At 62.9% G+C, this 25,949-nt stretch carries 21 protein-coding genes; 7 read left to right on the top strand and 14 right to left on the bottom strand.

The window, feature by feature from the left end; translation table 11 throughout:
- The first annotated feature begins 1 nt into the window (after position 1).
- The 3 genes from ACU688_RS26405 to ACU688_RS26395 are packed head-to-tail and all read left to right on the top strand — an operon-like array spanning position 2 to position 1,872.
- The gene (locus tag ACU688_RS26405; RefSeq protein ID WP_448187001.1) at positions 2 to 886 is read left to right on the top strand and encodes a type II secretion system F family protein; all 885 of its coding nucleotides are present in this window, start codon (positions 2 to 4) and stop codon (positions 884 to 886) included.
- Between the two features lie 11 nt (positions 887 to 897).
- Positions 898 to 1,587 (top strand): tetratricopeptide repeat protein, encoded by a 690-nt coding sequence (locus ACU688_RS26400; RefSeq protein WP_448187000.1) that lies wholly within the window; start codon positions 898 to 900, stop codon positions 1,585 to 1,587.
- 12 nt (positions 1,588 to 1,599) lie between these two features.
- On the top strand, positions 1,600 to 1,872 hold the full coding sequence (locus ACU688_RS26395) for a DUF3613 domain-containing protein (protein ID WP_448186999.1): 273 nt from the start codon (positions 1,600 to 1,602) through the stop codon (positions 1,870 to 1,872).
- On the opposite strand, the gene ACU688_RS26390 is transcribed toward ACU688_RS26395, so the two are convergent.
- Positions 1,869 to 2,654: a response regulator gene (locus ACU688_RS26390; protein ID WP_448186998.1), complete on the bottom strand. Its 786-nt coding sequence runs from the start codon at positions 2,652 to 2,654 to the stop codon at positions 1,869 to 1,871. The two genes, ACU688_RS26395 and ACU688_RS26390, sit on opposite strands and share 4 nt — an antisense overlap.
- 116 nt (positions 2,655 to 2,770) lie before the next feature.
- The gene (locus ACU688_RS26385) at positions 2,771 to 3,256 is read right to left on the bottom strand and encodes a prepilin peptidase (RefSeq protein ID WP_448186997.1); all 486 of its coding nucleotides are present in this window, start codon (positions 3,254 to 3,256) and stop codon (positions 2,771 to 2,773) included.
- 72 nt (positions 3,257 to 3,328) lie between these two features.
- On the opposite strand from ACU688_RS26385, the gene ACU688_RS26380 reads away from it, so the two are divergent.
- Together ACU688_RS26380 and ACU688_RS26375 are read left to right on the top strand one after the other, a co-directional pair.
- Positions 3,329 to 3,766, top strand: a complete 438-nt coding sequence (locus tag ACU688_RS26380) for a TadE/TadG family type IV pilus assembly protein (protein WP_448186996.1) — start codon at positions 3,329 to 3,331, stop codon at positions 3,764 to 3,766.
- On the top strand, positions 3,763 to 6,495 hold the full coding sequence (locus ACU688_RS26375; protein WP_448186995.1) for an ATP-binding protein: 2,733 nt from the start codon (positions 3,763 to 3,765) through the stop codon (positions 6,493 to 6,495). The genes ACU688_RS26380 and ACU688_RS26375 overlap by 4 nt, the downstream gene beginning before the upstream one ends.
- Here ACU688_RS26375 and ACU688_RS26370 read toward each other — a convergent pair.
- The 6 genes from ACU688_RS26370 to pbpC all read right to left on the bottom strand — a co-directional run bounded on the left by ACU688_RS26370 (position 6,492) and on the right by pbpC (position 13,477).
- Positions 6,492 to 8,501 carry a pilus assembly protein TadG-related protein gene (locus ACU688_RS26370; protein ID WP_448186994.1) on the bottom strand — a complete coding sequence of 670 codons (2,010 nt, stop codon included), beginning with the start codon at positions 8,499 to 8,501 and terminating at the stop codon, positions 6,492 to 6,494. The genes ACU688_RS26375 and ACU688_RS26370 overlap by 4 nt on opposite strands.
- A gap of 234 nt (positions 8,502 to 8,735) precedes the next feature.
- Complete coding sequence (locus ACU688_RS26365) at positions 8,736 to 9,293, bottom strand: DUF4136 domain-containing protein (protein WP_448186993.1); 558 nt, start codon at positions 9,291 to 9,293, stop codon at positions 8,736 to 8,738.
- A 45-nt stretch (positions 9,294 to 9,338) separates the two neighbouring features.
- Complete coding sequence (locus ACU688_RS26360) at positions 9,339 to 9,941, bottom strand: DUF4136 domain-containing protein (protein WP_448186992.1); 603 nt, start codon at positions 9,939 to 9,941, stop codon at positions 9,339 to 9,341.
- Between the two features lie 24 nt (positions 9,942 to 9,965).
- Complete coding sequence (locus ACU688_RS26355) at positions 9,966 to 10,715, bottom strand: methyltransferase (protein ID WP_448186991.1); 750 nt, start codon at positions 10,713 to 10,715, stop codon at positions 9,966 to 9,968.
- Positions 10,708 to 11,016 carry a MazG-like family protein gene (locus tag ACU688_RS26350; protein ID WP_105695251.1) on the bottom strand — a complete coding sequence of 103 codons (309 nt, stop codon included), beginning with the start codon at positions 11,014 to 11,016 and terminating at the stop codon, positions 10,708 to 10,710. The genes ACU688_RS26355 and ACU688_RS26350 overlap by 8 nt, the downstream gene beginning before the upstream one ends.
- A gap of 148 nt (positions 11,017 to 11,164) precedes the next feature.
- Positions 11,165 to 13,477, bottom strand: a complete 2,313-nt coding sequence (gene pbpC / locus ACU688_RS26345) for a peptidoglycan glycosyltransferase PbpC (protein WP_448186990.1) — start codon at positions 13,475 to 13,477, stop codon at positions 11,165 to 11,167.
- Positions 13,478 to 13,701: 224 nt separating this feature from the next.
- Here pbpC and ACU688_RS26340 point away from each other — a divergent pair, with 224 nt between their 5' ends.
- The gene (locus ACU688_RS26340) at positions 13,702 to 13,995 is read left to right on the top strand and encodes a hypothetical protein (protein ID WP_448186989.1); all 294 of its coding nucleotides are present in this window, start codon (positions 13,702 to 13,704) and stop codon (positions 13,993 to 13,995) included.
- 137 nt (positions 13,996 to 14,132) lie between these two features.
- On the opposite strand, the gene ACU688_RS26335 is transcribed toward ACU688_RS26340, so the two are convergent.
- The gene (locus tag ACU688_RS26335; protein WP_448186988.1) at positions 14,133 to 19,031 is read right to left on the bottom strand and encodes an alpha-2-macroglobulin; all 4,899 of its coding nucleotides are present in this window, start codon (positions 19,029 to 19,031) and stop codon (positions 14,133 to 14,135) included.
- 310 nt (positions 19,032 to 19,341) lie between these two features.
- Between ACU688_RS26335 and ACU688_RS26330 the strand changes: the two genes are divergently transcribed.
- On the top strand, positions 19,342 to 20,679 hold the full coding sequence (locus ACU688_RS26330) for an MATE family efflux transporter (RefSeq protein ID WP_448186987.1): 1,338 nt from the start codon (positions 19,342 to 19,344) through the stop codon (positions 20,677 to 20,679).
- Here the strand turns inward: ACU688_RS26330 and ACU688_RS26325 are convergent.
- From ACU688_RS26325 to ACU688_RS26305, 5 genes are all read right to left on the bottom strand, one after another.
- Positions 20,624 to 21,517 (bottom strand): alpha/beta hydrolase, encoded by an 894-nt coding sequence (locus tag ACU688_RS26325; RefSeq protein WP_448186986.1) that lies wholly within the window; start codon positions 21,515 to 21,517, stop codon positions 20,624 to 20,626. The two genes, ACU688_RS26330 and ACU688_RS26325, sit on opposite strands and share 56 nt — an antisense overlap.
- A gap of 170 nt (positions 21,518 to 21,687) precedes the next feature.
- Positions 21,688 to 23,601 (bottom strand): arginine decarboxylase, encoded by a 1,914-nt coding sequence (gene speA / locus ACU688_RS26320; protein WP_448186985.1) that lies wholly within the window; start codon positions 23,599 to 23,601, stop codon positions 21,688 to 21,690.
- 144 nt (positions 23,602 to 23,745) lie between these two features.
- Complete coding sequence (locus ACU688_RS26315) at positions 23,746 to 24,117, bottom strand: translation initiation factor Sui1 (RefSeq protein WP_012722004.1); 372 nt, start codon at positions 24,115 to 24,117, stop codon at positions 23,746 to 23,748.
- Between the two features lie 195 nt (positions 24,118 to 24,312).
- Complete coding sequence (locus tag ACU688_RS26310) at positions 24,313 to 24,849, bottom strand: NUDIX hydrolase (RefSeq protein ID WP_448186984.1); 537 nt, start codon at positions 24,847 to 24,849, stop codon at positions 24,313 to 24,315.
- A gap of 2 nt (positions 24,850 to 24,851) precedes the next feature.
- Positions 24,852 to 25,919, bottom strand: coding sequence for a DUF2333 family protein (locus ACU688_RS26305; RefSeq protein ID WP_448186983.1), 1,068 nt, complete (start codon positions 25,917 to 25,919; stop codon positions 24,852 to 24,854).
- Positions 25,920 to 25,949 lie beyond the last annotated feature (30 nt).

Below are 25,949 nucleotides of genomic sequence, written 5' to 3'. Positions count from 1 at the left end.
GATGGCCGTGCTGATCAGTGTTGCGCTGTTTCTCGCCGCACTCGCCCTGGTGGCCGTCAACCTGATCGGCCAGCGCCGCCAGCAACGCCTGGTGACCCAACGACTCCAGGGCGACACCCAGCGCGACGACAAAGTCCGGTACTTGCTGCGCCAACTGGGCAACACGCGGATCGGCCAACGCACCATCAGCCTGGACAACGAAACCCAGGTCCTGCTCAACCGCATCGGCTGGAGAAAAGCCAGCCAACGCTCACTGTTTGCCGCCTGCCAGGTAGGCGCGCCAATCCTGTTCCTCGGGCTGACAATCCTGCTGCAAAGCCTGTTTTTCCCGGATGTCGCCCATGCCTGGCCCGCGCCGTTCCTGGGCTTTGCCACCGGCTACCTGCTGCCCAAGCGCGTGCTGGCGTCCATGGCCAAGCGGCGCCAGGAACAAATATCCCAGGAAGTTTCGACCTTTATCCCGCTGCTGCGCATCCTGTTCGAGTCGGGCATGGCCGTGGAGCAAACCCTGCGGGTCATGTCCAACGAAGCCCAGCAGTTGCTGCCGGTACTGACCTCGGAACTGCGCCTGGTGCTGGCACGGGTGGACTCGGGCCTGGAGCTGGGCGAAGAGCTCACCAAGACCAGTCTGATGCTCAGCGTGGATGAGTTCAGCGACACCTGCGCGATCCTGCAACAGCTGTTGTATCAGGGCGGCGGCGCGATGAAATCGCTGCAGGCACTCAAGCAACTGCTGGATGACCGGCGCCTGACCCGCATGCAGGAATACATTTCCAAGATGTCGGCCAAGATGTCGGTCGTGATGATGGTTTTTCTGTTTCCCGCGCTGCTGATTGTGTTGGCCGGCCCTGGGTTTATCGCCATTTCCAAGGCCATGGGGCCTTGAGAGGACGCACCATGAAATTACTGATTGCCGCCTGCAGCGTGTTGTTGATGAGCGGTTGCGCGAACATGGGCCAGACGCCCTGGTCCGGCGTCGCTGGCGCCAGCAGTTGCTCCAAGCCCAGTTCGGACCAGGAGTTGTCACTGAACCTCGCCGATGACCTGGCCAATGACGGCAAGCTGCACGCCAGCCTGGCCAACCTGCAAAACCTGGCGGACAACCTGCCCCAGGTACGCCTGCGCAAGGCCAAGGTGTACCGGCTGCTCGGGCGCAGCGAGGCCGAGCCGATGTACCGTAGCCTGCTGGGCACCTGCCTGGCCGCCGAGGGCGAACATGGCCTGGGCCAACTGGCGGTGGCCAGGGGCGATAACGGCCAAGCCCTGGAGCACTTGCAACGGGCCGCCAAACTGTCGCCCACCGATGAAAAAATCCGCAACGACCTGGGGGTGGTCTACCTCAACCAGCTGCGCATGGAAGACGCCCGCTTCGAATTCCTCACGGCAATGGAACTCAACCAGAGCAACTCACTGGCGGCGGTGAACATGGTCACCTTGCTGATCTACCAGAACAACTGGAAACAGGCGTCGCAGTTCGTCAGCCGCTTCAACTTGAGCCCCGAGCAGTTCAACCAGGCCCAGACCCGCGCCGAGCAGCTCAAGGGCTTGGCAACCCGCGCCAAGGGTCAAGTGGCGACCGTCCAATAAGGGAGTGTCCCGATGAAACTCAAACCCCTCGCCCATCTGCTCTTGGCCACCCTGCCCCTGACCGCGCTGGCGATCGAGCCCGGGCCGTCATCGGTGTACCAGCGGCAGACCGAAGGCTGGCTGCAATTGCAGATCAAAGGGCAGTTGGCGACGACCACACCGCAAAAAGCCTCCCCGGCTGAGCGCGAGCAGGCCATGCAACGTTTGATCGAAAGTTACAAACACCCCATTCCCGAATACTTCGACCAGAAACAGGGCGGTGCCGCGAAGGGCAGCAGTAACTAGTGGGCAGTCACGCGCTGGCGTATCGACGAATTGCTCGGTGACAGCGCCAGCGCCAGTTGCGTGCGGTTGTGCATATGGGTCAGGCGCAGCACCTGGGACACGTAGAGTTTGACCGTGTTCTCGGTGATGCCCAGCTCACAGGCGATCTGATAGTTGGTCTGGCCTTTGCCGACCAGGCGCGCCACGTCCAATTGGCGCGGCGACAGCTGTTTGAAAATGGCAGGCATTTCCGTGCTGTCGGCGTCGGCCAGGTCGTCCGGCGCATCGTGGCCGGTTGACTGCGGGCTGCTGCGCACTTTGTCGAGGTCGTGGTACAGGTCATCGATGGAGGCCGACAGAAACTGCAGCTTCTGATTCAGTTGCCCCAGCTCCACACCCTTTTGCCGCTCACGCAACGCCGTCTCCTGGCGTTGCAGGCCTTCGAGCAGTTCGTCGAGGTTGATCGGTTTTTGATAGTAATCGGCAATCCCGGCACGCAATGCCTTGATCACGTCCTGTTTGTCGGCGCGACCGGTCAGCATGATCGCCTCGAAGGCGCGCTGTTTGCCGGCGATGCGTTGCAGTTCCTGGACCAGCTCGATGCCGTCCATGTCCGGCATGTGCAGATCGCACAGCACCAGGCCGATCTCGGCGTCTTCACTAAACCGTGCAACGGCTTGAGGGCTGGAATGGCAAGGCACGCAACGGTAACCGTTGCTTTCGAGGAATTCGCACAACTCTTCCACGATCAAGGGCTGATCGTCGACCACGAGCACTTTCATTTGCGGGGTAAGCTTGTTCACGCGCTACTCCATGCCTGGGCAAGCCAAAGTCTGATCAATCCGTGCCAACAGCGTCTATTTCGCACACCATAGCTATAAACGTAGACGCACTTTCCTACTATGTACATAGCGCTAACCTACGTCGCGACTAAAGGGATCCAAAGCCAAGCCAGGGTAAATCCGACCAGTAAAAACGGAGCGAAGGGTTGTTTTTTTGACTGCTCGGGGCCCAGGTAGTGAAGTGTGTCCCTAACCCCTTGATTCATCAGCGGCCACACTTTTGGCGCCAGCAGCAACCAGGTGGCACTGGCCAACCCGGCACCGATAAAGGTGCCTAGCAAGTACTCACAATTGGTCGCCAGCGCGAGGGCCGCCAGCAGTTTTACGTCCGCAGCGCCCAAGCGCCCCAACGCATAACCAGGCAAGGTGAACAGAACCGCGAGGGCAAACGCCCAGCCTCCCTCGGCCGGCGTAGCGCCCAGCCAGGTGGTGCCGCTCCACAGCAGATAGGCCAGGGCCAGCAGGAAAGCGCCGAGCGTCAGGGAGTTGGCGATCTGGCGTTGGCGGATATCTTGCACCGCGCACAGCGCCAGCCAGGCGAACAGAAAGAGGCTCTGAATCACGTAAAAAAAATCCCTTTTTGCTGAATGATTCTATGCTGATATCAGGTAGTGGTAGTCAGGGTAGACGCAGTCATGAGAAAGGGCCTTCCTAGAAAACAGAAAGGTGCCGCCGCGATTGAATTCGCGCTGGTGTTCATGATCTTTTTCGCCGTGTTCTATGGCCTGGTCAGCTATAGCCTGCCGTTACTGCTGTTGCAGTCGTTCAACCAGGCAACCGCCGAAGGCGTTCGGCGCAGCGTCGCGCTGGACCCCACCACCCCCGGTTACGCCGCCGCCGTGCAAGCCCGCGCCGTGGCGGGTGCCCAGGCCCAATTGCAGTGGCTGCCACCTGCGTTCAACTTCGTGCCGGCCTACATCACCACGAGCTTCACGGCCAACCTGCTGACCGTACAGATCAACTACCCCTCCAGTAACCTCAAAAACGTGCTGCCGTTCCTTGTGCTGCCGGGCTTTGGCACCGTGCCCAACCTGCCAACCACGCTCACAGCCCAAGCGAGCCTGCAATTTTGACCTCGGGGGAAAAGTTCTTCGATCGCCTCCTCGGCCGGCCGCCCGAGGTCCCTGTACCGCCGGCCCTGGTGAGCGCCGGCGCCGATTTGCAGATCGACCTGGACCCGCTTGGCCGCGTCCTGCACATCCACGGCGCCCTGCGCCATCGCCTGGTCAAACACACCACCACGCAACAACCCGTCCCATTGCTGGACTACCTGTGTGCCCACAGTGGCGTGGTCATCGAAGGCCGCCCCGCCGACTGGCAGGGGCAGATCCTTGACCTGGACTTCCACGGGTTTGCCGCCAGCCCCCTGCACACCCGTGGCTGGCTGCAACCCCACGGCGATGGCTGGCGCTTGCAGCTGCTGGATATCGGCGACCTGCTCGCCCACCGCCAGCACGCCGACACCCGCGAGCGCCACCAGTTGCTCAGCGCGCAGATCAGCGAACGCCTGCGCGTGTGCAGCCTGACCCGCCTGCCGGAGGTGGTGCAGGACAACCTGCAAAGCATCGCCCAGCACTTCCAGGTGCCCTGCGTCGCCATCGCCCTGCTCGACGAACACGACCAGGGCTGGCAAGTCCACAGCCAGTACCGCGCCTTTGACGCCCCGCTGCTGTGGCGCGACGGCCAGCTCCTCGGCGGCGCCCTGGATAGCCTCGGTGGCACCGCACCCGTGCACCTGACCCGCAACCACGGCCACAGCGAGCATCCACGCCTGCAAGGAATTTTCGGCAATGCCGAAGGTTTCCTGGTGCCCTATCGCGATGATCATGGTGTCGCCGCGTGGCTGCTGTGTGGCTTCTTCCAGGCCGAGGACACCTTTGCGCGCGACTGGCTGCAACTGGCCGCCGCCCTCGCCGCGCCCCTGCTCAGCCGGCTGCGCGAACAGCGCCATCAACAACAACTGGATCGCCTGGAAGCCCTGCAAAGTTTGCTCGGCACCGGTTGGTGGGAGTTGCCCAACCACAGCGAAGACATCCAGCTGGCCCCGCAACTGCAGCAACATCTCGACCCTGACGCCCCGGCCACACGCCTGGCCGTGGCCGACTGGCTGCTGCTGTTCCACCCCGCCGACCGCCAGGAACTCGCCAGCCGCCTGCAAGACTTGCAGACCCTGAGCAAACCGCTGTCCACCAGCGTGCGCCTGCACCGCCTCGACGCGGCACAAAACCCGGTGTGGTATCGCGTGCAGGGCCAGGCGCTGGGCATGGGCAACAACCGCCGGCTGATCGGCTTCATGCTGGACATCAGCGACATCAAGAACCAGCAGCAACAAGCCGCCGCCGCCCATGCGCGATTGGACAACCTGATCGCCAGCGCGCCCGCGATCATCTACGTGCAGCGCTATGTCGAAGGCACCCTGCAACCGCTGTTTTTCAGCGACAGCCTGCTGCCCTTGCTTGGTCGCACCCTGGCCGAATGCACCCCGGCCAGCCTGATCGAATGGCTGCACCCCGACGACCGCGACCTGTACTTCGAACGCACCCGCCAATTGCTGCGCGAAGGCAGCGTGCGCAGTCGCTATCGGGTCCAGGACAAACTCGGCAACTATCACTGGTTGCTCGACGAAGCCAAGTTGCTGCGAGACGACCTCGGCCTGCCGGTGGAAGCCGTGGGCCTGTGGCTGGACGTCACCGAGGCGACCCTGGCAACCGAGCAGGTCAAGCAAAGCGAGGAGCGCTACCGCATCCTCGTGGAGGATTCGCCGGCGATGATTTGCCGCTACCGCCCGGACTTGACCCTGACCTTCGGCAACACCCCGCTGGCCAATTACCTGGAGTGCCAACCCGAACAATTGCCCGGGCTGAACCTGGCGGATTGGTTGTCGGATGAGCAACGCGCAAGCTTCGTGCAGCGCATCGGCCAACTGACCCCGGAGTTCCCGGTCAGCACCGCCGAAATCAGCCTGCAACTGCCGGGGCGCGCGCATGCCTGGTGGGTGTGGTCGGACCGTGGCGTCTTCGATGAAAACGGCACGCTGGTGGAAGTGCAGGCCGTGGGCCGCGACAACACCGAAGTGCGCCGCTCCCAGCAGCAACTGACGCAAAGCGCGAAAATGGCCACGCTCGGCGAAATGGCCACGGGCCTGGCCCACGAGATCAACCAGCCGCTGAACGTAATGCGCATGGCCATCGCCAATGTGCTCAAGCGCCTGAGCAGTGGCGAGGTGCAGATCGATTACCTGAGCGAAAAACTCCAGCGCATCGACACCCAGGTGCAGCGTGCTGCGCGGGTGGTGGACCATATGCGCGTGTTCGGCCGGCGCTCGGAAATCGAGCAACAACCCTTCGACCCGGCACAGGCGGTGGAAGGCACCTTGTCCCTGCTCAGCGAAGGCCTGCGCGGCAAGGGCGTGGATGTGCGCCTGACCCCGGCGGGCTTCACGGTGCAGGTCAAAGGTTACGTCGATCAGCTGGAACAGGTGCTGATCAACCTGATGGTCAACGCCCGCGACGCGCTGCTCAGCCAACGGGAAAAACAGCCGCAGCTGCGCCCCTGGATCGCCGTGCACAGCGAGCATGACGCCAGCCACGTGCGCATCTGGGTCGAAGACAACGGTGGCGGCATCGACCCGCGTTTGCTGGAGCGGATCTTCGAGCCGTTCTTCACCACCAAGCCGATTGGCGTGGGCACCGGGCTGGGCTTGTCGGTGAGCTACGGCATTGTGGAGAACATGGGCGGACGCCTGAGCGTCAGCAACGGCGAGCACGGCGCGCAGTTCTGCGTGGAGTTGCCGCTGGCCTAGTTCACCAGTGCCGCCTGGCCGTGGGGCTTGCAACTGAGGTTGGCGCCGACTTCGACCTGGTTCAGATTGATGCCCAGAGTCATGAGCAAACCATTGGCCAATGGATCGACAATCGGGCTGAGCACGTTGCCAATCACCCCGCCCAGCGTCGTGGTCAAGTCATTGAGCAACGTGCCACCGGTGACCAACAGGTTACCCAGCAGGTTGAACCCTGTGGGTTGGTAGACCTGGAATTTCAACCCGGTTTTCAACGCTGTGCCGATGGACGCCACCAGGTTGGTGGTCAACAGCGGATGATACTGCGGTGGCTGCTTGATCTCCGGTGGCTGGGGGAAGGTGTAGGCGGCACCGGACACAGGTTGTGTCCCCACGCTTGGGTCGATAAGAACGCCTATCCCTCCGCCATAAAACGGCTTGCGAGAGCTTTGATCACAGGTCGTTGGGCCAAGCCCCAGCAGCGGTTTGAGACAGGTAATCGCACCGATGTCGAGCACCGGCAGCGGTGGCACCGGGGACAATGGCGGGCTCGCGCCCAACGAATTAATGAGCGTAGGGCTCTGGCCTATCTTGATCGTCACCAGCGACGTGTTGGTTTGGGTGGTCAGTGTTTTGGTCGCGTCGCTGGCGCAGGTGAACCCAGTGACATAGCTTTCAGCGCTACCCAGTTCGAGGATCACATCCACACTGGGCACCGATGGGTTGGTCGCGGACGACAGCAGCTTCAAGTCAGTGCTCTGACAAGGGGTGCCGCCAATAGCGCAGAAGACTGAACTGAGCGTCCCAGCCAGGTTCAGGCTGAGCAAATTGTTCAGCACGTCGGAAAGCGGGCTGACCAAGCCGTTCAAGGCCGTATTGACCAAAGGTGTTCCAAGCACCGGCAAGGTCACCGTCAGGCCCACGCTGACCTGCGCGGTGCGCACATAGATGCGGGTGGTCGCATCGGTTTTATTCTTGGCGTACGTGGGGTCGCCAATCGACGACAGCTGCGGTGGCTGAATGACTTTGACCTTGACGTTCACATTGACCCCCGGGATCGTCACCGGAATGTCGGCCACCACACCGTTCATCTTGTTGGCCAGTTGCACGAAGGCTTGCGCCAACTGGAACGCATTCACCGTGGTGTTGAGCCCCGACGACACCGCCCCTGTCTGCAATTGCAGGAGGGTGCCCAAGGTCACGTCGGCGGTCCCCACCAATGCGCTGATCTTGCCCAGCGCTGTCGCCGCGGCCACTGAGGCGGTGCTCCCACCGGCCTGCAACACCGTGACGGCGGCATCGATCAGTTGGCCGATCTTGAGATTCTTGGCCAGCAACTCGTCGTAATTGCCCGCTTGCACGTTCACGTTCAACGCCAGCTGGTTCAGGTAGCTGAGCAGGTTGATATCGCTACCCACCAACCCCTGATAGCCAACAACCCCCAGCGACAAGCTGCCGCCCAGCAATTTGCCGAACAATAGGTCCAGCGCGGCCGAGTTGGTGCTATCAACCGTCAGCACCGTTGATTTGATCGTCAACTGCGCCTGCGGCGGCAGGATCTTCGGCGCGGCAACCGCCTTGGCCGTCAACTGCGTCGTCAGGTTGTAGGCGTTGCCATTGAACAGCGACCACACGCCGCCGGCGACACTGGTCAACACCGGGCGCGAGGCGACCACCTGGATGGCGTCGGTCTTGGTCGCATCGGCACTGAACACGCGCAGATTGCTGGCGTTGGTGGTCAGCGTGCCGCAGTTCACGTTCAGGGCATTGCCGGGGGGGATGACATAGCCGTTGCGCGTGGCGCTGGCGCCCGCATAGACCGGCGCGGTGTTGGTGGCGGGGATGCAGTTGCCATTGCGCTGCACCGCTTCCAGCGCGGCCATATCGGCAATGCCTTGCAACTTGCGCTTCTCCAGGTACAGCCGCCCGCTGTCGATGACCAACAACAGGAAGACCAGCGCCAACCCGAGGGTCAGGGCCGCCGTCAAGCCAATCGCACCACGCTGCCTGGAACGAAGTCGGGGAGACATCGAGCACTCCTTTAGCGCTTACTCTCCGTAGGTGCAGTGGAGTGTAGACAAGGCTTGGCGGGTGCGCTGGCCAGTCGCCACATTGGCGACTGACGGAGATGTTGGGCCGGCTACAAAACAAATGTGGGAGCTGGCTTGTCGGGGCGCCGCATCGCTGCGATAGCTAGCTGTCAGTTGATGCATCTTTGACTGACAGACCGCTATCGCGGGCAAGCCCGCTCCCACAGGGGGAACTCAGTGCGGCGGGTAGTTGGAGAGAATTTTAGTCACCGTAGTGCGAATGGCACTGCTGCGATCCTGCGGATTCGGCGTGCTGGCCATCATCTGTTCGTCACTGCCGCGCCACACCAGTTTGCCGTCCTTGCCGTCGAGCAGGTCGATCTGGATGGTCGCCACCTTGTAGGTGATGTTGCGTGTTTCGTTGTACATCGGCGCACCCCAGTAGCCATTCCACGGCCCGCCCCAGGCGCCGCCGTAGTTGGTGGTGACTTGCTGCTGGCGGTCTTCGACGATCAGGTAGGCCTGCACGTTCAGGTCCGCCTTGGTGCCTGCCGCCGCCGGGCGCAGGCCGCGTTGGTCGAGTTGCTCGCCGACGGCCTGGCGGATGCGTTGCTCGGTGAGGTCGCTCTTGATCCGTGGATCATCCGGGCGGTATTGCAGCGCCGGGTCTTTCCAGGCCCAGTTGCGGTAGGCGCCGAAGTCGCGGCTGGCGTCAAAATCGTGGTTGACCTGATTGCTCTGGCAACCGCCCAGCAGCACTAAAAAAGCGAGCGTTGCGATACGACGAAACATGGTTGTTCTCCAAAGTACGACCTGAGCCTGGGATGAGAATAGCGCTTAACTCGGCGGATAGGCGCTCAGCGCTTTTTGCACGGCCTTGCGCAACGCGTCGGCGCGTTCGCTGAGGCTGCCCTGGCTGGCGGTTTCTGCGCTGGTGCTCCACACCGGCTGGCCGCTGCGCGCATCGAACAGGTTGACCCGCACCACCGCCACCGTCACTTCATACGTGCGCACGATGGGTGCCGAGTTGTACATGCCGTAGCCATTGCCATAGCGGTTATAGCCGCCGTATCCGTAGCCGTAGTCATCCTGGACTTGCTTGAGGCGCTTCTCCAGGCGCACGTCGGCGCTGACCAGCAGGTCGGCGGGCTGGTTGGCGCGCTGCGGGCGCAAGCCGCGCTGGTCAAGGGCGCCGTTGACGGCTTCGGCGATCTGCGCCGAATCGGCCCAGGCGGTGCCGGGCGGGAGTTGGCCATTGCGCCAGGCCCAACTGCGATACGCGCCGTAGTCACGCACCGGCGCGGGGTAGGCGCTGGCATCAAAGGTGTTGGCCGCCTGCGCGGGCGCAGGCGGCATCGGCGCCGACGCGGCGACGTAAGGGTTGGGGCTGGAACACGCGCCCAGACCGAGGGACAACAGGATCAAACAGAGACGACGCATTTCGACCTCCGCAGACTGGGCCGCTTAAACCGGACGGCAGATCCAGTGCAAATAACGCCCAAGTCCGGCAAAGCTTGGGTGACGACGGTGAGCGAGTTCCATCTCCAACAAGTCCTGTAGATTCGCGCGGGCCTGGAACTCCACCGGCATGTAGTCGTGGAATACCCGCACGCCGCTTTGGCTTTCGACCTGCCAAAGGCCATCGAGTTGCGCCGCCAGCTCACGCGGGTCGAGCGGCTGTTGCGGGGTAAGGCTCTGCTTCTCGCCGGCCATGTCGTTCTTGCGCATCTTGCGGAAGTGGCCTTTGAGCAGGTTGCGATAAATCAGCGCATCGCGGTTGTAGAACGCCAACGACAACCAGCCGCCGGGCACCGTGAGTTGGTGCAGCACCGGCAGGATCGCATGGGGTTCGGCCAGCCACTCCAGCACGGCGTGGCACAGCACCAGGTCGTACGGCTCGGTGAGTTGGCCGAGCAACTCTTGCCAGGGTGCATGGATAAACGTCGCGGTCTGCCCGGCGTCGGCAAAGCGTTGGCGCGCGCCGTCGAGCATCGGTTCGGCGGGCTCGGCCAGGGTCACCTGATGGCCTTGCTCGGCCAGCCACAGCGACATATGGCCCAGGCCCGCGCCGATATCCAGCACGCGCAATGGGCGCTGGGGCAGCGCTTCACTCAGGTCGGCCTGGAGCACGGCCAGGCGGATCGCACCTTTGGCCCCGCCGTAGATCTTCTCGGCGAAGCGCGTGGCCAGTTGGTCGAAATGGCGATCACTCATGGGCAAACCGCCGTTCGCTGTCGGCCAGTTTGGCGCGCACCACCTCGTTCATGTCCAGGCCCAACTCGCTGCACAGCAACAACAGGTACAAGACGATATCGCCGACTTCCTGCCCGGCGTGGGCGAGCTTTTCAGCGGGCAGCTGGCGGGATTGGTCTTCGGTGAGCCATTGGAAGATCTCCACCAGCTCGGCCATTTCGACGCTGGCGGCCATGGCCAGGTTTTTCGGGCTGTGGAACTGCTTCCAGTCGTTGTTATCGCGGATGCGGTGCAGGCGTTCGGTGAGGTGTTCGAGGTTCATGCGGGGGCTCCTGAAGGTGTGTAGCTTCGGGGGGTTTGGCCTTGAAGGCAAGTGAACCTTTGGGCCGCCATCGCGGGCAAGCCCGCTCCCACATTTTCACCGTGTGAGCCCAATCCACTGTGGGAGCTGGCTTGCCTGCGATAGCGCTCTAATCGACGACACTGAACTCAAGCCGAGCCGTCTGCCCCGCCTCATCCAACACACTCAATTGATAACGCCCCAGCCGCTCGAAACTGGCATTGATAAAGTCCTGATTCGCACTGTCCCCCAACGGCTCGCCATTAAGAAACCACCAACGCCGCCCACTGCCGCCCAACGCCGAAATTTTCAGGCGCAGCGCCTGTTGGCTGGCGGCCGGCAGGCGCAGTTGATCCCCTTCACGCACCCCGACAATCGACAGCGGCGAAGACGCCGCCAACGCCGGTGGCGGGCAATCGGGATCGGCGGCCGGGATGCGTGCTTCGCGGCGCTCGACGCGCGGCAACCACGGCTCCAATGGCGCAGGCCACAGGGCGATGTTTTTCAGTTCTGCGCCCGCGCAACGGGCGTCTACCCGCAAGCCCTTGGCATTCACCCATACGCTCTCCATCAAGCCCACGCTCAACGGTTGATCCAGCGCCTGCAAGGTCGGCGGCGTGGTGTTGTCCAGCGTCCAGGCGAAGCGCTGGCGACGGCAATTCGGATCGCTGCGATTCATCGGCTGGCCCAGCGGCCAACAGATCGCCGCCACGCCGACATTCGCCGGCACCGGCCTGACGGGCGCGCTGATGCCGCGCTGGCTGTCACGGTTGGTCAGCACGTCATGCACCTGCAACATCAACGGCGCAGCCGAGGCCAGGCCGAACTGGCCGGGTACCGGCGTGCCATCCGGGCGGCCGATCCACACGCCGATCAAATAACGCGGGCCCACGCCAATCGCCCAGGCATCACGAAAGCCGTAGCTGGTCCCGGTTTTCCAGGCCAGCACCGGGCGCTGGACCAACTCGGCACGCGGGTCGCGGTCGGGTCGCGCCTGGCCACTGAGGATGCGCCGCACAATCCACGCGGCGCCTGGGGATAACATCGGGCGCTCCCTGAGCATGTCATCCGGCTGCAAACGGATCGTCGCGCTCTTGCCGTCCCGGGCAAAGGCGCTGTAGCCGCTGACCAGGTCTTCCAAGCGACTGCCCGCGCCGCCGAGGATCAAGGCCAGGTTCGGCTCAGCCAATGCGGGCAGCGCCAGGGGCACGCCACCGATGCGCATCTGCGCCGCGAAGCGCTTGGGCCCATAGGCTTCCAGCAACTGCACAGCCGGCAAGTTCAGCGAACTGGACAGCGCCGTACTCGCCGGCACCGCGCCGGTAAAACCCATGGAGAAGTTGCCCGGCCGATAATCGCCGTAGCGCCGAGGCACGTCTTGCAGCAGGGATTCGGAGTGGATCAGGCCGTCGTCCAGCGCCATGCCGTAGAGAAAGGGTTTCAGCGTCGAGCCCGGCGAACGCAATGCGCTGATCATGTCCACATGGCCAAAACGCTTGGCGTCGTTGATATCCACTGAACCGAGGTAGGCGCGCACGGCCATGCTTTCCTCTTCCACCACCAGGATGGCCGCCGAGGTGTGTTCCGGCAAACGTGCGCGCCAGCCCAGCAGCAGGTCTTCGAGACGCCGTTGCAAGGTGGCGTCGAGGGTGGTGCGGATCAGCGGCGGGCTGTCGGGGCGGTTCAGGCGGCGCGCGAGCAAGGGCGCGAGGCTCGGTTCCAGGCGGGGAGCGAGCAGCAGCGGTTCTTCCAGGGCTTCGTCGACGGCGGCTTGCGGCCACACCTTGAATTCAGCGAGGCGGCGCAGCACTTTGTCGCGGGCTTGCTGGGCGCGCTGCGGGTGGCGGTCGGGGCGCAGGCGGCTGGGAGCCTGGGGCAATACGGCGAGCAACGCGGCTTCGGCGTGGGTCAGTTGGGCCGGGGACTTGCCCAGGTACGCCCAACTGGCCGCCGCCACGCCTTGCAGGGTTCCACCAAACGGCGCGCGGTTCAGGTAGAGGTTGAGGATTTCGTCCTTGGACAGGTGCCATTCCAACTGCGCCGTGCGCCACAACTGGCGCAGCTTGCCGTGGAAGGTGCGCGAATGCGGGTCCAGCAAGCGTGCGACCTGCATCGACAAGGTGCTGCCACCCGACACCACCCGTGCGCCGGTGAGGTTCTGCCAGGTTGCGCGCGCCAGTGCCAGCGGGTTTACCCCGGGGTGCGAGTAGAACCAGCGGTCTTCGTAGGTGAGCAACGCGTCGAGGTAATACGGCGAGACTTCGCTGGTTTGCACTGGGTAGCGCCAGACGCCGTTGGCATCGGCGAAGCGCCACAAGGGCGTGCCGTCTTCGGCGAGGACGACGCGGGCCAGATCATCCTGAGGGAGTGGCAGCGGCCAGATGCGGTCGGCCAGCCACAGCAGCGCGACTACCAACACAACGATTCCCAATGCGCAGCGCAAAAAATGTGGGAGCTGGCTTGCCTGCGATAGCGGTGGGTCAGGTAATAAAGAGGTCACTGACCCACCGCATTCGCGAGCAAGCCCGCTCCCACATTGGACCGAGTACACCAGTAATTAGGGAAACCCATTATTTAACCTGCAAACCTCTATGCTTATAGGGAACTAGCCTGACGCAATCACAACCAAAGGCAAACACACGCCCACCTTCTTATCAGGACACACACATGCAGGTAGAAAGCTTTTTCGAATGGTTGGGCCAGGCGCTCGGTGCTGTCATCCGCTTTATCGTCGATGGGCTCAGCGGCTTGTTCGGTGCCTTGACCAACGCGGGCGGCAACTTTGTCGAAGGCCTGTCACGCACGTTGGGCATGGACACGTCGATCATCAGCATCCTTACGCTGATCATTGGCCTGCTGTTCCTGTATTCGGCGGTGCGGGCGTTTATGCGTGCGTCGATCATCTTCGGGATTATCTGGTTGATGCTGGGGCTGTGGTTGCTGAGTTGGGTCGTGCACTAACCCCGCCAAACACCTGAGCCCCTGTGGGAGCGGGCTTGCCCGCGATAGCGGTGTATCAGTCAAAGATGCATCAACTGACAGATAGCTATCGCAGGCAAGCCAGCTCCCACATTCTGGCCTCATTTCAAATTGAGGTTTCAGCGGCCCTTGATTACCAGGTCTGCCGGGGTTTCTCCCACCGCCTGCCAGTTCGGCCGGTACATCGACTCCACCTGCGGCGGCGGCACGCGGTACGTGCCCGGCGTCACCGCTCGTGCCAGATACAGCAAATGCGTGGTGCCGGAGCCATCCAGGTTCAACGCCGCCACATAACGGTCATCCCGGAATTCCTGGTGCTTGAGCGACGCGTTCTGCATCGACTCACGCCATTCCTTCACCTGGCTGCTGGCGTTCTCCAGGCTGGCGGCACTTTGCGCCAGGTTCTGGTTTTCCAGTTCCAGGCCGGCCGGCAGCAGGTCCACCACCAGGGCATCCGGCACGCGCTGCTTGGCGCTGACAGCCAGATGCACCAGTACCAGGTCGCCGCTGTTGAGGTTGTGCAGGTTCAGCGGTTGGCCGTTCATGCCCAGGTATTCACGGCGGATGCTCAGGTTGTCACCACCCGGCGCCGGTGGCACCTGTGGATAACCCGAGATCGTCAGTTGTTGATACACCGGCACTTCACCCTGATTGGTCAGGCTCAGGTTGCCAGACAGCAGCTTGCCTTCCAGGTCCAGGGTTGACTGCTGATTGTTCAGTTCATGAATGCCACCACTGCCATCGAGCAGCACTTTCCAGTCCGACTCAGGCTTGGCAAACCCAAGGCGCCCGGCAAGGAACAGCGAATTACGCTCCTGGGTAGACAAGTACGGACTGGCCGCCAGTTGATCCGCCAGCGTAAACAAGCGTTCCTCACGCTTGCCCTTGGCCAGGTCATTCTCTTCCAGCAGTGCCAGGATCATCGCCTGATCGCGCAGCGGGCTGCCGTAGTCGGCCAGCCATTCATTGGCATTGCGCTGCGCCGCCAGACCGGCCAGCAACGCTTGGTCCGCACGCGGCTGGTCGCCCATCTTTTGCAGGGCGATGGCCAACTGCACCAGCGGCAAGCCGGAGCGTGCATCGCTGCGGCGCTCGAACAGGCTGCGCAACGCGCCCAACGGCGCCTGTTGGCTGCGCGCCAACACCATGCCGGCGTAGGCCTGCACGGCAAAGCGAGTGTGGTCGGCGTTGTCGCTGTAGTCGACCTCGATCAGGTTGCGCTCCTGCACATAACGCAGCAGGCGTTCGCTGGCCTTTTTCAAGGCTTCAGGCGGTACGGCAAAGCCTTGATCGCGGGCGCGCAGCAGGAAGTCGGTGACGTAAGCCGTCAGCCAATATTCTTCTTCACCATCGGCGCCCCACAAACCAAAGCTGCCGTTGTAGCGCTGCATGCCCAGCAGGCGCTCGATACCCAGCTCGATCTTGCGTTTGCGCTCGGCATCCGGCTCGCCCTTGATCGCCAGGCGCTTGAGCAAGGCATCGTCGGCATACAGCGACGGGTACAGGCCGCTGGCGGTCTGTTCCAGGCAGCCATACGGGTAGGCCTTGAGCGCGTTGATCTGCGCGCCAAGGTTCAACGGCGGCCGGCTCGACAGGCTCAACAGCGCTTCACGCCCTGAGGCATCGAACTGATCCAGCGCGCCCGCTGGCAGGCTCCACGGCTGATCCTTGAGCACCGCGCGGTAATGCTTGAGCAGTGCCGGATACGCCGGGCGCACGCCCAAGGTCCACTCACGGCTGAACGGCGGCAGGTTTTCACCCGGCAAATCGAGGCCGTTCACCGTGACCTTGACCTTGCCCTGCCCCAAACCACCCCAGGCTTTCACCGGGATGCGCAGCGTGGTGCGCTGGCCCTGTTTCAGCTCGACGGTTTGCCCACCTTCGTTGACCGGCTCGAGCTGTCCTTCAACACTCACGCGCACATCGAGTTTCTGCGCCTTGCCCGACAGGTTGGACAGGTCCAACGCCAAGGTCGTCTGGTCGCCACCGGCGAGGAAGCGCGGCGCCGACAGTTCGGCAATCAACGGTGCGGCAATCACCGTCTTGGCTTCGGCCATGCCGTAGCGATCATCGCTCCAGGCCTGGGCCATCAGGCGCAGCTCGCCGTTGAAGTCGGGAATGTTGACGCTGACTTCGCCCTCGCCTTGCTCATTCAAGGTCACCGGCGCGCTTTGCAGGGCGACGATGGTCACGCTGGTGTCGGGGCGCTTGCCGCCCTTGGCCAGCGCCGCATCGCCACCAAACGCCAGGCTGGCCAGGCGACCTTGGCCGGCTTCGATCAACTGGCCATAGATGTCGAACTGGTCCACACCGTAGGCCTTGCGGCCGAACAGGCTGGAGTACGGATCGGGCGTCGGGTATTCGGTGATATTGAGGATGCCGACGTCCACCGCGGCCACCAGCACATGCACCTGTTTCGGCACGCTGCCATCGGCATTTTTCGCCGCGACTTTCACCGTCAGCGGTTGTTTGGGGCGCATTTTTTCCGGCGCGGTGAGGGTCACGCCCAGTTTGCGCTGGGTGCGATCCAGCGGCAGGTGCAGCAAGCCCACCGCACGTTTTGGCGTGATATTGGCTTTGCGCTCGCCGGGACGGATCACCAGAGCGCTCACGTACAAATCATGGCGCGACCACTTCGGGTCCAGCTTCACGGCGAAGCTTTTGCCTTCGGCCGGCACCTCGATTTCCTGCCACCACAACGGGCCTTCGGCGGATTCCACCAACAGGTAGCCTTTACCGGCAGCGGGCGGCGTCACCGTGACGTTGGCGGTATCGCCGTCGCCATACGCGGGTTTGTCCAGCGCCAGCTTGACCTGATCGGGACGCACGGCGCCGCCTTCGGTATTGTCCTGCGCCTGGTAGCCGGCCCAGAAGCGCAGGCTGCTGACCAACCCGGTCTGCGGGTCTTCGACCTCGACGCGGTACGGGCCCCACTCGACCTGGAAGCTGACCTTGGCGGTGTCGCCGGCCTTGATGTTCAGGGTCTGCTCATCGAGGTTGAGGAACTTCTCGTTGAAGTGATAGCTCCAGCCATCGTTCTCGGAGTAGTTCCAGTAATAGTCGCGGCGCTCGCGCACCAGGCGCACCTTGAGGTTTTGCGCGGCGAGTTTCTGCCCGTCCTGGTTGGCCAGCAGCACTTCGAATTCCGCCGGGCCGTCGCCATTGGTTTCCTTGCCGTCAAACAACCCGCGCAGGCCCGGCAGTTGCTCGGCCGGCCAGATCGGCTGCACCAGGCGCCGAGTGATCGGCCGCCCGCCGGACTCTTGCAGGCTGGCCTGCACGATCAATTGCAGCGGCGACTTGGCGTCGGCCCATTTGCTTTCCAGGGTCAGTTGTTCCTGGCCCTTGGCGTCGAGCACGCTTTCGTCCAGCTCGAAGTCCTGGCTCAGCTCTTCTTCGGTGACGGAGCCGAACTGGTAGCCCGGCAGCGATTTGACCGCCTCGCGCAATGGCCGCACATAGACTTGGCCGCTGACCCGGTTGCCGGACGCCGGCGCGCCGTAGAGGTAACGCCCAGTGACTTGGATCACCGGGTTTTCCGCAGGACTCAACGGTGTGTCGCTGCCCTTGAGCTCCAGCGCCAGGCGCTCGGGCAGGAAGTCTTCGACGAGGAATTCATACAGCTGCGGCTTGCCGTCGCCCAGGTCGAACACCAACTGCCAGCGCCCGGTCGGCGCTTCGCCGGCCAGTTGCAGTTGATACTGATAGAGGCCAGAGGCGTCGGCGTCCCAGACAAATTTGCGGCTGACCTGCTCGTCCGGGCGGCGCACTTCGACGCTCACCGGCTGCGGCTTGACCGCGTTGCCATCCTTGTCCCGCAGCAGTGCGTTGAGCAGCACGGTTTCGCCGGGGCGATACAGGTCGCGCGGGCCAAATACAAAGAACTGCAACGGGTGGGACGGCTGGCCGCCGATGTCGAACTCCGCCAGGTCCAGCGCGGCGCTGTCGAGGCGCAGCATGCTGGTCTGCTCGCCTTGCTTGGCCAACAACACCTGAGCCTTTTTCGGCAGCGGCAACTCGGCGTGGCCGCCCTTCTCGGTCTTGCCCTGGCCCAACACGCGGCCGTCGGCGTCGAGCACTTCGAGGTCAACACCATCCAGCGCCTTGCCGCCTTCCAGCGCCTGGGTAAACACGTCCAGGCGATTGGCGTAGCGGTGCACCGACAGGCCGATATCACTCAGGGTGAACAGCGTGGCCGGCTGGGAATAGTTGTAGGTGCCCGACGCGCGCATCACCGCCAGGTACACGCCCGGCTGTTGCAATTGCTTGAGGCCGGCGATGGGCAGCAACAGGGTTTCGCGGGTATTGCGCGCCGGGTTCAGGTCGAATCGACCGCCGTAAACCAGATCGGCCAGGGGCAGCAGTTCGCGGGATTCATAACTTTGCAGGCTGGTGTTGCGCCCCCACTGCGCGAGGAAGGTGGGCAGGGACTCGGGCTTGATGCGGAAGAATTCGACGTCGATCTTGTCGACGTTCAGCGCGATCACCGGCAGGCCTTCGGCCAGGCGTGTCGGCAGCAAGGTGCCACGGCTGGCGAAGCCGACGGTGGCTTGCAGGTCACGGGTTTCCAGGCGGGCGATGTATTCGGCGGCGAGGGTGTTGCCGTTGACTGCCTTCACACCGGCATCGACGGTGAGCACCAGTTTGCGCTGCGGCTCCAGATGGCGCAGGCGCAATTCCATCAGGTTGTCGGAGATTTCCCAGGCGCCATCGACCTTGCCGGACTTGCTGTCCACCAGGTGGAGTTTGTCGGCGAACTTCTGATCGGGGTCCAGGGGAATGGAAAAACTCACGGAGAGTGTGCTGGCCCCGTCGAGCTGCACCTCGGACACATCCACCACGCTCAACTCGCGCCCGGCATAACGCTGCTTCAGCGCTGCCACGTCCACGGCGACTTTGGCAGGCTTGGGCGCAACCGCCGCTGCTGCGGGGGCCGGCGGGGCCGCCGGTTTATCGGAAGAATCGCAGGCGCTCAGCAGGGCCAGCGCGCAGGCCAGGAACAATCCTTTGTTAAGCATGGGGCACTCGTAGTGGGAGGGGCCGAGGGATGAACTATATATCAGCCTGTATGGGGCCGATGAGGTGCTGGTCACATTGACCGACGGAGGGTGGTTTGGTTCTCAATGGGATGTGATGCCAAGCCAAATCCCACAAACACAGGTGAGCCCCTGTGGAAGCTGGTTTGTGTGGGAGCTGGCTTGCCTGCGATAGCATCACCGCGGTGCAACTGATGTACCGAGGTGCCTGCATCGCAGGCAAGCCAGCTCCCACATTGGTCCTGCGGTGGCATTAAGGGATGGTTACAATGCCGCTCCCCGAGGAGCCCGCATGCCCACCCTACTCACCGACTGGCGCCACCGCCCCACCCACCGCAAGGTCTGGGCCCTGGCCGCGCCGATGATCCTGTCGAATATCTCGGTGCCATTGGTAGCCCTGGTAGACAGCATGGTCATCGGCCACTTGCCCCACGCCCATCAGTTGGGCGCCGTGGCCGTCGGCGCCAGCCTGTATACCTTCCTGGCCTGGGCCATGGGTTTCCTGCGCATGGGTTCCACCGGTTTCGCCGCCCAGGCCGCCGGGCGCAATGATGGCGCGGCGTTGCGGCAAATCCTCCTGCAAGGGTTGTTGCTGGCGGTGGGGCTGGCGATGTTGCTGGGGACGGTGGGCATTCCTTTTAGCCATCTGGCCCTGGAGTGGATGCAGCCCTCCCCCGAGCTCAATCAACTGACCCAGGATTTTTTCCACACGCGTTTATTCGGCCTGCCCGCCGCCCTTGCAAGCTATGCGCTGGTCGGCTGGTTCCTCGGCACCCAAAACGCCCGCGCGCCGCTGGCGATTCTGCTGACCACCAACCTGGTGAATATCGCGCTGAACCTGTGGTTCGTCCTCGGCCTGGATTGGGGCGTGGTCGGTTCGGCGCGAGCCTCGGTGATCGCCGAATGGACCGGCGCCCTGCTCGGCCTGGCCCTCACGCAAAAGGCCCTGCGCGCCTACCCCGGGCATATCGCCTGGGCCGCGTTGAAGCTGTGGGAGAGCTGGCGCCCGCTGCTGGCGGTGAACCGCGACATTTTTATCCGCAGCCTGGCATTGCAGTCGGTGTTTTTCATGATCACCGTGCAAGGCGCACGTCTGGGCGATGCCACCGTGGCGGCCAACGCGCTGCTGCTCAACGGCCTGTTGTTGACGGCGCATGCGCTGGACGGCCTGGCCCATGCGGTCGAAGCCCTGTGCGGCCACGCCATCGGCGCCCATGACCGCCAAGCGCTGCGCCGTTCATTGGTGGTGGCGGGCGGTTGGTCGTTGATCGCCAGCGTCGGCTTTGCCCTGCTGTTCACCGTCGCCGGCCACCTGTTTATCGCCATGCAGACCGATATCCCCAGCGTGCGCGCAACGGCTGACCTCTACTTGCCGTATCTGGCGGTACTGCCATTGATTGCGGTGTGGAGTTATCTGTTGGACGGCCTGTTCATCGGTGCCACCCGCGCCCGGGAAATGCGCAACGGCATGCTGCTGACGGTGCTGCTCACGCTGCCATTCGCCTGGGCGCTGCAAGGCTTGGGCAACCACGGCCTGTGGATAACCTTCCTGCTGTTTATGGCGTTGCGCAGCCTCACTTTGTGGGCGATTGCCTGGCGCTTGAACCGGCGGGACCAGTGGCTTGGATAAACGCGGTGACGCGGTCCAGCACCGGCGCCAGCCAACGCAGCGGGCGGGAAATGGAGGCCACCAGTGTGGCGTGGCTGGTTTTACCGAAGTAAAACTCTTCCACCGGCACACCGGCCGCGCGTAGTTTCTGCGCCAGCCCACCGGTATTACGCGTGGGGTTGACCAGGTCGTCATCCGTCGAGGCGATCAACAGGCTCGGTGGCGCGCCGGTACTCACGTGGTTGATCGGCTGGGACTCTGGCGGCGAATCAGGGAAGAAAAACACCGGCCGCACGTCGCGATTTTCAATCGGCAGGAAGTCATAGGGCCCGGCCAGGCCGATCCAGCCTTTGAAGATGCCCGGCGACAAACCCACCTCCTTCAGCCAGCGCGCATCCAGAGCCAGCATCGACGCGTTGTAGGCGCCGGAGCTGTGGCCCATCACATAGAGCTGCTGAGGGTCGGCGCCGTAGTCGGCGATGTGTTGATACGTCCAGGCCACCGCTTGGGCGCCGTCCTGGAGAAAGGCGGGATAACGTACTTGCGGGTAGAGGCGGTAATCGGCAATGACCACGACGATACCGCGCGAAGCCAGGGCTTCGCCGACGAAACCGTAGTCGTCCTTGGAGCCGTTGTTCCAGCTACCACCGTAGAAAAACACCACCACGGGGGCGTTGGAAAGCGCCGGCGCAGGTCGGTAGATATCGAGCTGTTGCCGGGGATCGGTGCCGTAGGCGATGGCGGAAGTTTTGGTAAAGGTGCTGGAGGGGGTGAGTGCGTTGAGCACTTTGATCGGGGAGCAGGCCGCGAGGAAGGCGGTGAGTGCCAGGGTGAAGGCTTGCAGGAGTTTGCTCGACATCGTCCAGCCCTCACACAGAAGCTACTGCCAAAAACAGGGTCAAATGTGGGAGCTGGCTTGCCTGCGATAGCATCGCCTCGGTTTGTCAGTTAGACCGAGGTGTCTGCATCGCAGGCAAGCCAGCTCCCACACAAGCCAGCTCCCACATTCTAGATTGCGGTCAGCTCAGATTATGAGGACAGGTACGAAGAACGCGTCAGCCCCAGACGCAACGCGTCGAGGAACTGGGTCCGCTCCGCTGCACTGATCTTCGCGCTCGCGCACTTGTCACGGTAGTGGGTCATCAACTCCTCCGGCGACAAGTGCACATAGCGCAGCATGTCTTCGATGGTGTCGTGGGTCTCGATCCCGGCGCTGTATACCGAACCGTCTTCACGCTGGTAGATGTTCACCGAGTCGGTGTCACCGAACAGGTTGTGCATGTCGCCGAGGATCTCTTGGTAAGCACCCACCAGGAAGATGCCCAGCAAGTAGTCTTCACCTTCGTTCAAGGCGTGCACCGGCAGGCTGGTCTCGATGGACTGCTCGTCGACGTACTGCTTGATCTTGCCGTCGGAGTCGCAGGTCAGGTCTTGCAGCACGGCGCGGCGCAGCGGCTCTTCGTCGAGGCGGTGCAGCGGCAGGATCGGCAATACCTGGCCGATGGCCCAGGTGTCCGGCAGGCTCTGGAACACCGAGAAGTTGCAGATGTACTTGTCGGCCAGCTTGTCGTTGAGTTCGTCCAGCACCTGGCGGTGCGAGCGCTGGCGGGCTTTCAGCGAGTTGTGCAGGCGCCGGCACACGGCGAAGTAGCACTGTTCGGCCAGGGCTTTTTCCGCCAGGGTCAGTTTGCCGTCGGCGTACTGGGTGGCCACGTCGCTCATGTAGTGGGTGGCGCGCCAGTAGGTTTCGGTGACCATCTCGATGTCGGTCGGACCCAGCAGGTCCACCAGCCATTGCACGGTTTCCGGCAGGCTTTCCTTGTTCTCGATCACTGGCACGTCGTCGTTGTGTTTCTCGACGTCGGTGACTTGCACCACCAGCATGGCGTGGTGGGCGGTCAGGGAACGGCCGCTTTCGGAGAAGATGTTCGGGTGCGGCAGGCTCTGCGCGTCGCAGAATTCCTTGAGCATGCCCACGACCACGCCGGCGTAGTCGTCCATGTCGTAGTTGATCGAGCTGGCGTTACGCGAGTGGGTACCGTCGTAGTCCACGCCGAGGCCGCCGCCGACGTCGATGTGATCCACCGGCAGGCCGAGGTTGCGCAGTTCGCCGTAGTAACGAATGGCTTCCTTGAACCCGTGCTGGTAGTCGGCCAGGTTGGCGATCTGCGAACCCATGTGGAAGTGCAGCAGGCGGATGCCCTGGTCCAGGCCGGCCGCGCGGAAGCGCTCGACCACGGACAACAGTTGCGCCGCCGACAAGCCGAACTTGGATTTCTCGCCACCGGTGTCTGCCCATTTGCTCGACGCCAGGGACGACAAACGCACGCGCAGGCCAACCTGCGGTTTGACCTTGAGGTTGGCGGCTTCTTCGATCACCAGCTCAACTTCGGATTCTTTCTCGATCACGATGAAGACGTTGTGGCCGAGCTTCTGGCCCATCAGCGCGAGGCGGATGAACTCACGGTCCTTGTAACCGTTGCAGACGATGGTGCCGCCCTTCGGCGCCAACGCCAGCACGGCCAGCAGCTCCGGCTTGGAACCGGCTTCGAGGCCAATGGAAACGTCCTGGGTGGCGATGATGTTTTCGATCACCGCTTCCTGCTGGTTCACCTTGATCGGGTACAGCGCGGTGTACTTGCTCTGGTATTCCAGGCGTTCGATGTTTGCATCGAAGGCGCCGGTCAGCTGCCGTACACGGTCTTGCAGGATGTCGGGAAAACGCACCAGCAGCGGCAAGGACAGGCCGCTTTTGCGCAGCTCGTCGACTTGCTCGTACAGGTCAACCGGCGTGCTGTTCGGGCCGTTCGGACGGACTTCAACGCGACCGGCATCATTGATCGCGAAATACCCGGCCCCCCAATGGCGAATCCCATAAACACTGCGGCTGTCCGCAACTGTCCATTGGCTGCCATCGTCTTTGCGTGTGCGTCGTACGGACATCGAAGTCCCCTATAAATGAAGTCGAAGGCGCCGCCCCTAGTCAGAGGCTGGCGCAGTCTAAAGAATGAAAATGACGATTTGCCTGCGTGCGAGGTAAGACCCCACGCGCAGGACAGAGTTTAGACACAGGTCGGAAAGAGGCTTTCAGCCGCCGGACTTCTTGGCTTTGTAACCGAGCTTGATCAGCTCGGCCAACAGCAGCTCGACGTGATCGCCCTGGATCTCGATGACGCCGTCTTTCAACGCGCCACCGGTGCCACAGCGCTTTTTCAGCGTCGTGGCGAGCTCCTTCAGGGCCTCTTCGGCCAGCGGCACACCGGTGATGGTGGTCACCGTCTTGCCGCCACGGCCCTTGCTTTCGCGTCGTACGCGGGCAATACCGTCGCCTTCGGGGATCAGGGTCTGTTTGCAGGTACACGAATCCACGGGCTGACGACAGTCCGGGCAGTGGCGACCTGCGTCGGTGGAAAATACCAGGCCACCAAGGGCGGCGAAGGATGCGGCTTTTTTGGCCACCGGCAATCCTCTTGGGAGGACAAAGACAGATCGGTACCCGCAACGGGACTACCGACCGCGAAGCCCCACTCAGGCAGGGGCAGCGCTACCGAACCGCCTTACTCCTAATAGCAGGGTGGCTCGGGTGAAAAGTCGCGCAGTGTAACGGCAAAAAGCCGACTTGCTAAGGGCCAAAACGCGCCAATTTATGCAACTTTAGCGACGCAGGGCCAGATAGCGCCGCAAGCCTTCCTGGGCGTCCGGGCAGTAGGGCTTTTGTTCAGCTTCCTGCAGGACCGTTTCGATGGGCAAAAAGCGCGCTTCCATGACTTCTTCGGGCTGCAAACGCAGGGGCCCGTCCCACACGGCCGAGTAGGATTTGCACCAGAGCCGGCTGTCGCCGTCGGCAAAGTAAAAGTGGTCATGCTCGACCAGTTCTACACCGGCCACACCCAGTTCTTCCTCCAGCTCGCGGGCCGCCGAATCGGCATAACTCTCCCCCGCCGCGACCATCCCACCCGCCGCCGTGTCCCAGAAACCGGGGTACATGGCTTTGCTCAGGGTGCGTCGGTGCACACACAGCTCGCCCGCGGCGTTGAACAGGAAGATAAAGGTGCAACGGCCGATAAGCCCGCGCTGGCGCAGGTCGGACCGCACCAGGTGGCCGAGGAGCCTATCCTCCTCGTCCACCCAGCAGATCAGTTCGGCATCAGAGGCCGCACGGTGCGCGGCCTCTTTTTGGCTAGCGTCCATCATCAACCCTGGTTGAGCAGCTGACGCAAGTCGATCACGGCCGCGTTGGCCCGGGAAATATAGTTGGCCATTACCAGCGAATGGTTCGCCAGTACGCCGAAGCCACTGCCGTTAAGGATCATGGGGCTCCACACCGGCTCCTGCGAGGCTTCCAGCTCACGAATGATCTGACGCACGCTGACCGTGGCGTTTTTCTTCGCCAGGACGTCGGCAAAGTCGACTTCGATGGCGCGCAACAGGTGGGACAACGCCCACGCCTGGCCACGGGCCTCGTAGAACACGTTGTCGATCTGCATCCATGGGGTTTCCACCACTTCTTCGTCGACCTGCGGCACTTCACCCGGCGCCAGGGCTTCGGTTTTCAGTGCGGTGTTCAATTTGACCCGGCCAACGCTGGCCGACAGGCGCTGCGACAGCGAACCCAAGCGGGTAGCGACATCACCCAGCCAGTTGTTGAGGTTGTCGGCGCGGGCATAGAACAGCGCGCCGCGCTGGTTCGGGTCAGACAGGCGCGCCTCGTAGCGGCTCAGGGAATTGATGCCTTCCTGGTATTCCGACTCGCTGGACGGCAGCACCCAGCTCTTGTTGTCGAAGTTGAAGCGCGGCTCGGCCTTGGCCAAGTCGGCGTCTTCGGCCGACTGCGACTGGGAGCGGGCGAAGTCTTTACGCAGGGCGCGGGTCAGGTCGCGCACCTGCACCAGCACGCCGTATTCCCAGCTCGGCATGTTGTCCATCCACAGGCCAGGCGGGAAACGGTCGTTGGAAATATAACCACCAGGCTTGTTCAGCAAGGTGCCGACCACGGTCTTGAGGGTTTCGACGGTGGTGTAGCCCACCACCATCTGCTTGCCTTCCTTCTCGGCGGCAATCTGCGCGTTTTGCTGGACCGGGAACAGCGCCGGTTCTTCGCTCCAGTACCACCCCAGGCCGCCGGTGACCAACAGGTACAAGCCCAGCAGGCTGAGCACGGCGCGGCTCATCAGCAGAGTGCGAAAATAGCTGCGGTTGGCCGACTTGGGCTCAGGGGCGGGGCCTTTGGCACTGTCTGCACGGTTTTTCCAGTCCAGCATGGCGATATCCTTTCAATCACTTGAGTTCAT

The organism is Pseudomonas acericola (SeqCode), assembly GCF_053456465.1.
The sequence above is the reverse complement of the archived record's forward strand: the minus strand, read 5'-3'. Positions and strand labels throughout refer to the sequence as shown.

What these genes read in the sequence shown, in the direction of transcription:
- ACU688_RS26365 (WP_448186993.1), bottom strand. Translation starts at nt 9,293, where the DNA reads ATGTTTCGTCGTATCGCAACGCTCGCTTTTTTAGTGCTGCTGGGCGGT.
- ACU688_RS26405 (WP_448187001.1), top strand. Translation starts at nt 2, where the DNA reads ATGGCCGTGCTGATCAGTGTTGCGCTGTTTCTCGCCGCACTCGCCCTG.
- ACU688_RS26310 (WP_448186984.1), bottom strand. Translation starts at nt 24,849, where the DNA reads ATGGACGCTAGCCAAAAAGAGGCCGCGCACCGTGCGGCCTCTGATGCC.
- ACU688_RS26355 (WP_448186991.1), bottom strand. Translation starts at nt 10,715, where the DNA reads ATGAGTGATCGCCATTTCGACCAACTGGCCACGCGCTTCGCCGAGAAG.
- ACU688_RS26330 (WP_448186987.1), top strand. Translation starts at nt 19,342, where the DNA reads ATGCCCACCCTACTCACCGACTGGCGCCACCGCCCCACCCACCGCAAG.
- ACU688_RS26305 (WP_448186983.1), bottom strand. Translation starts at nt 25,919, where the DNA reads ATGCTGGACTGGAAAAACCGTGCAGACAGTGCCAAAGGCCCCGCCCCT.
- ACU688_RS26380 (WP_448186996.1), top strand. Translation starts at nt 3,329, where the DNA reads ATGAGAAAGGGCCTTCCTAGAAAACAGAAAGGTGCCGCCGCGATTGAA.
- ACU688_RS26370 (WP_448186994.1), bottom strand. Translation starts at nt 8,501, where the DNA reads ATGTCTCCCCGACTTCGTTCCAGGCAGCGTGGTGCGATTGGCTTGACG.
- ACU688_RS26395 (WP_448186999.1), top strand. Translation starts at nt 1,600, where the DNA reads ATGAAACTCAAACCCCTCGCCCATCTGCTCTTGGCCACCCTGCCCCTG.
- speA (WP_448186985.1), bottom strand. Translation starts at nt 23,601, where the DNA reads ATGTCCGTACGACGCACACGCAAAGACGATGGCAGCCAATGGACAGTT.
- ACU688_RS26400 (WP_448187000.1), top strand. Translation starts at nt 898, where the DNA reads ATGAAATTACTGATTGCCGCCTGCAGCGTGTTGTTGATGAGCGGTTGC.
- ACU688_RS26340 (WP_448186989.1), top strand. Translation starts at nt 13,702, where the DNA reads ATGCAGGTAGAAAGCTTTTTCGAATGGTTGGGCCAGGCGCTCGGTGCT.
- ACU688_RS26350 (WP_105695251.1), bottom strand. Translation starts at nt 11,016, where the DNA reads ATGAACCTCGAACACCTCACCGAACGCCTGCACCGCATCCGCGATAAC.
- ACU688_RS26335 (WP_448186988.1), bottom strand. Translation starts at nt 19,031, where the DNA reads ATGCTTAACAAAGGATTGTTCCTGGCCTGCGCGCTGGCCCTGCTGAGC.
- ACU688_RS26325 (WP_448186986.1), bottom strand. Translation starts at nt 21,517, where the DNA reads ATGTCGAGCAAACTCCTGCAAGCCTTCACCCTGGCACTCACCGCCTTC.
- ACU688_RS26360 (WP_448186992.1), bottom strand. Translation starts at nt 9,941, where the DNA reads ATGCGTCGTCTCTGTTTGATCCTGTTGTCCCTCGGTCTGGGCGCGTGT.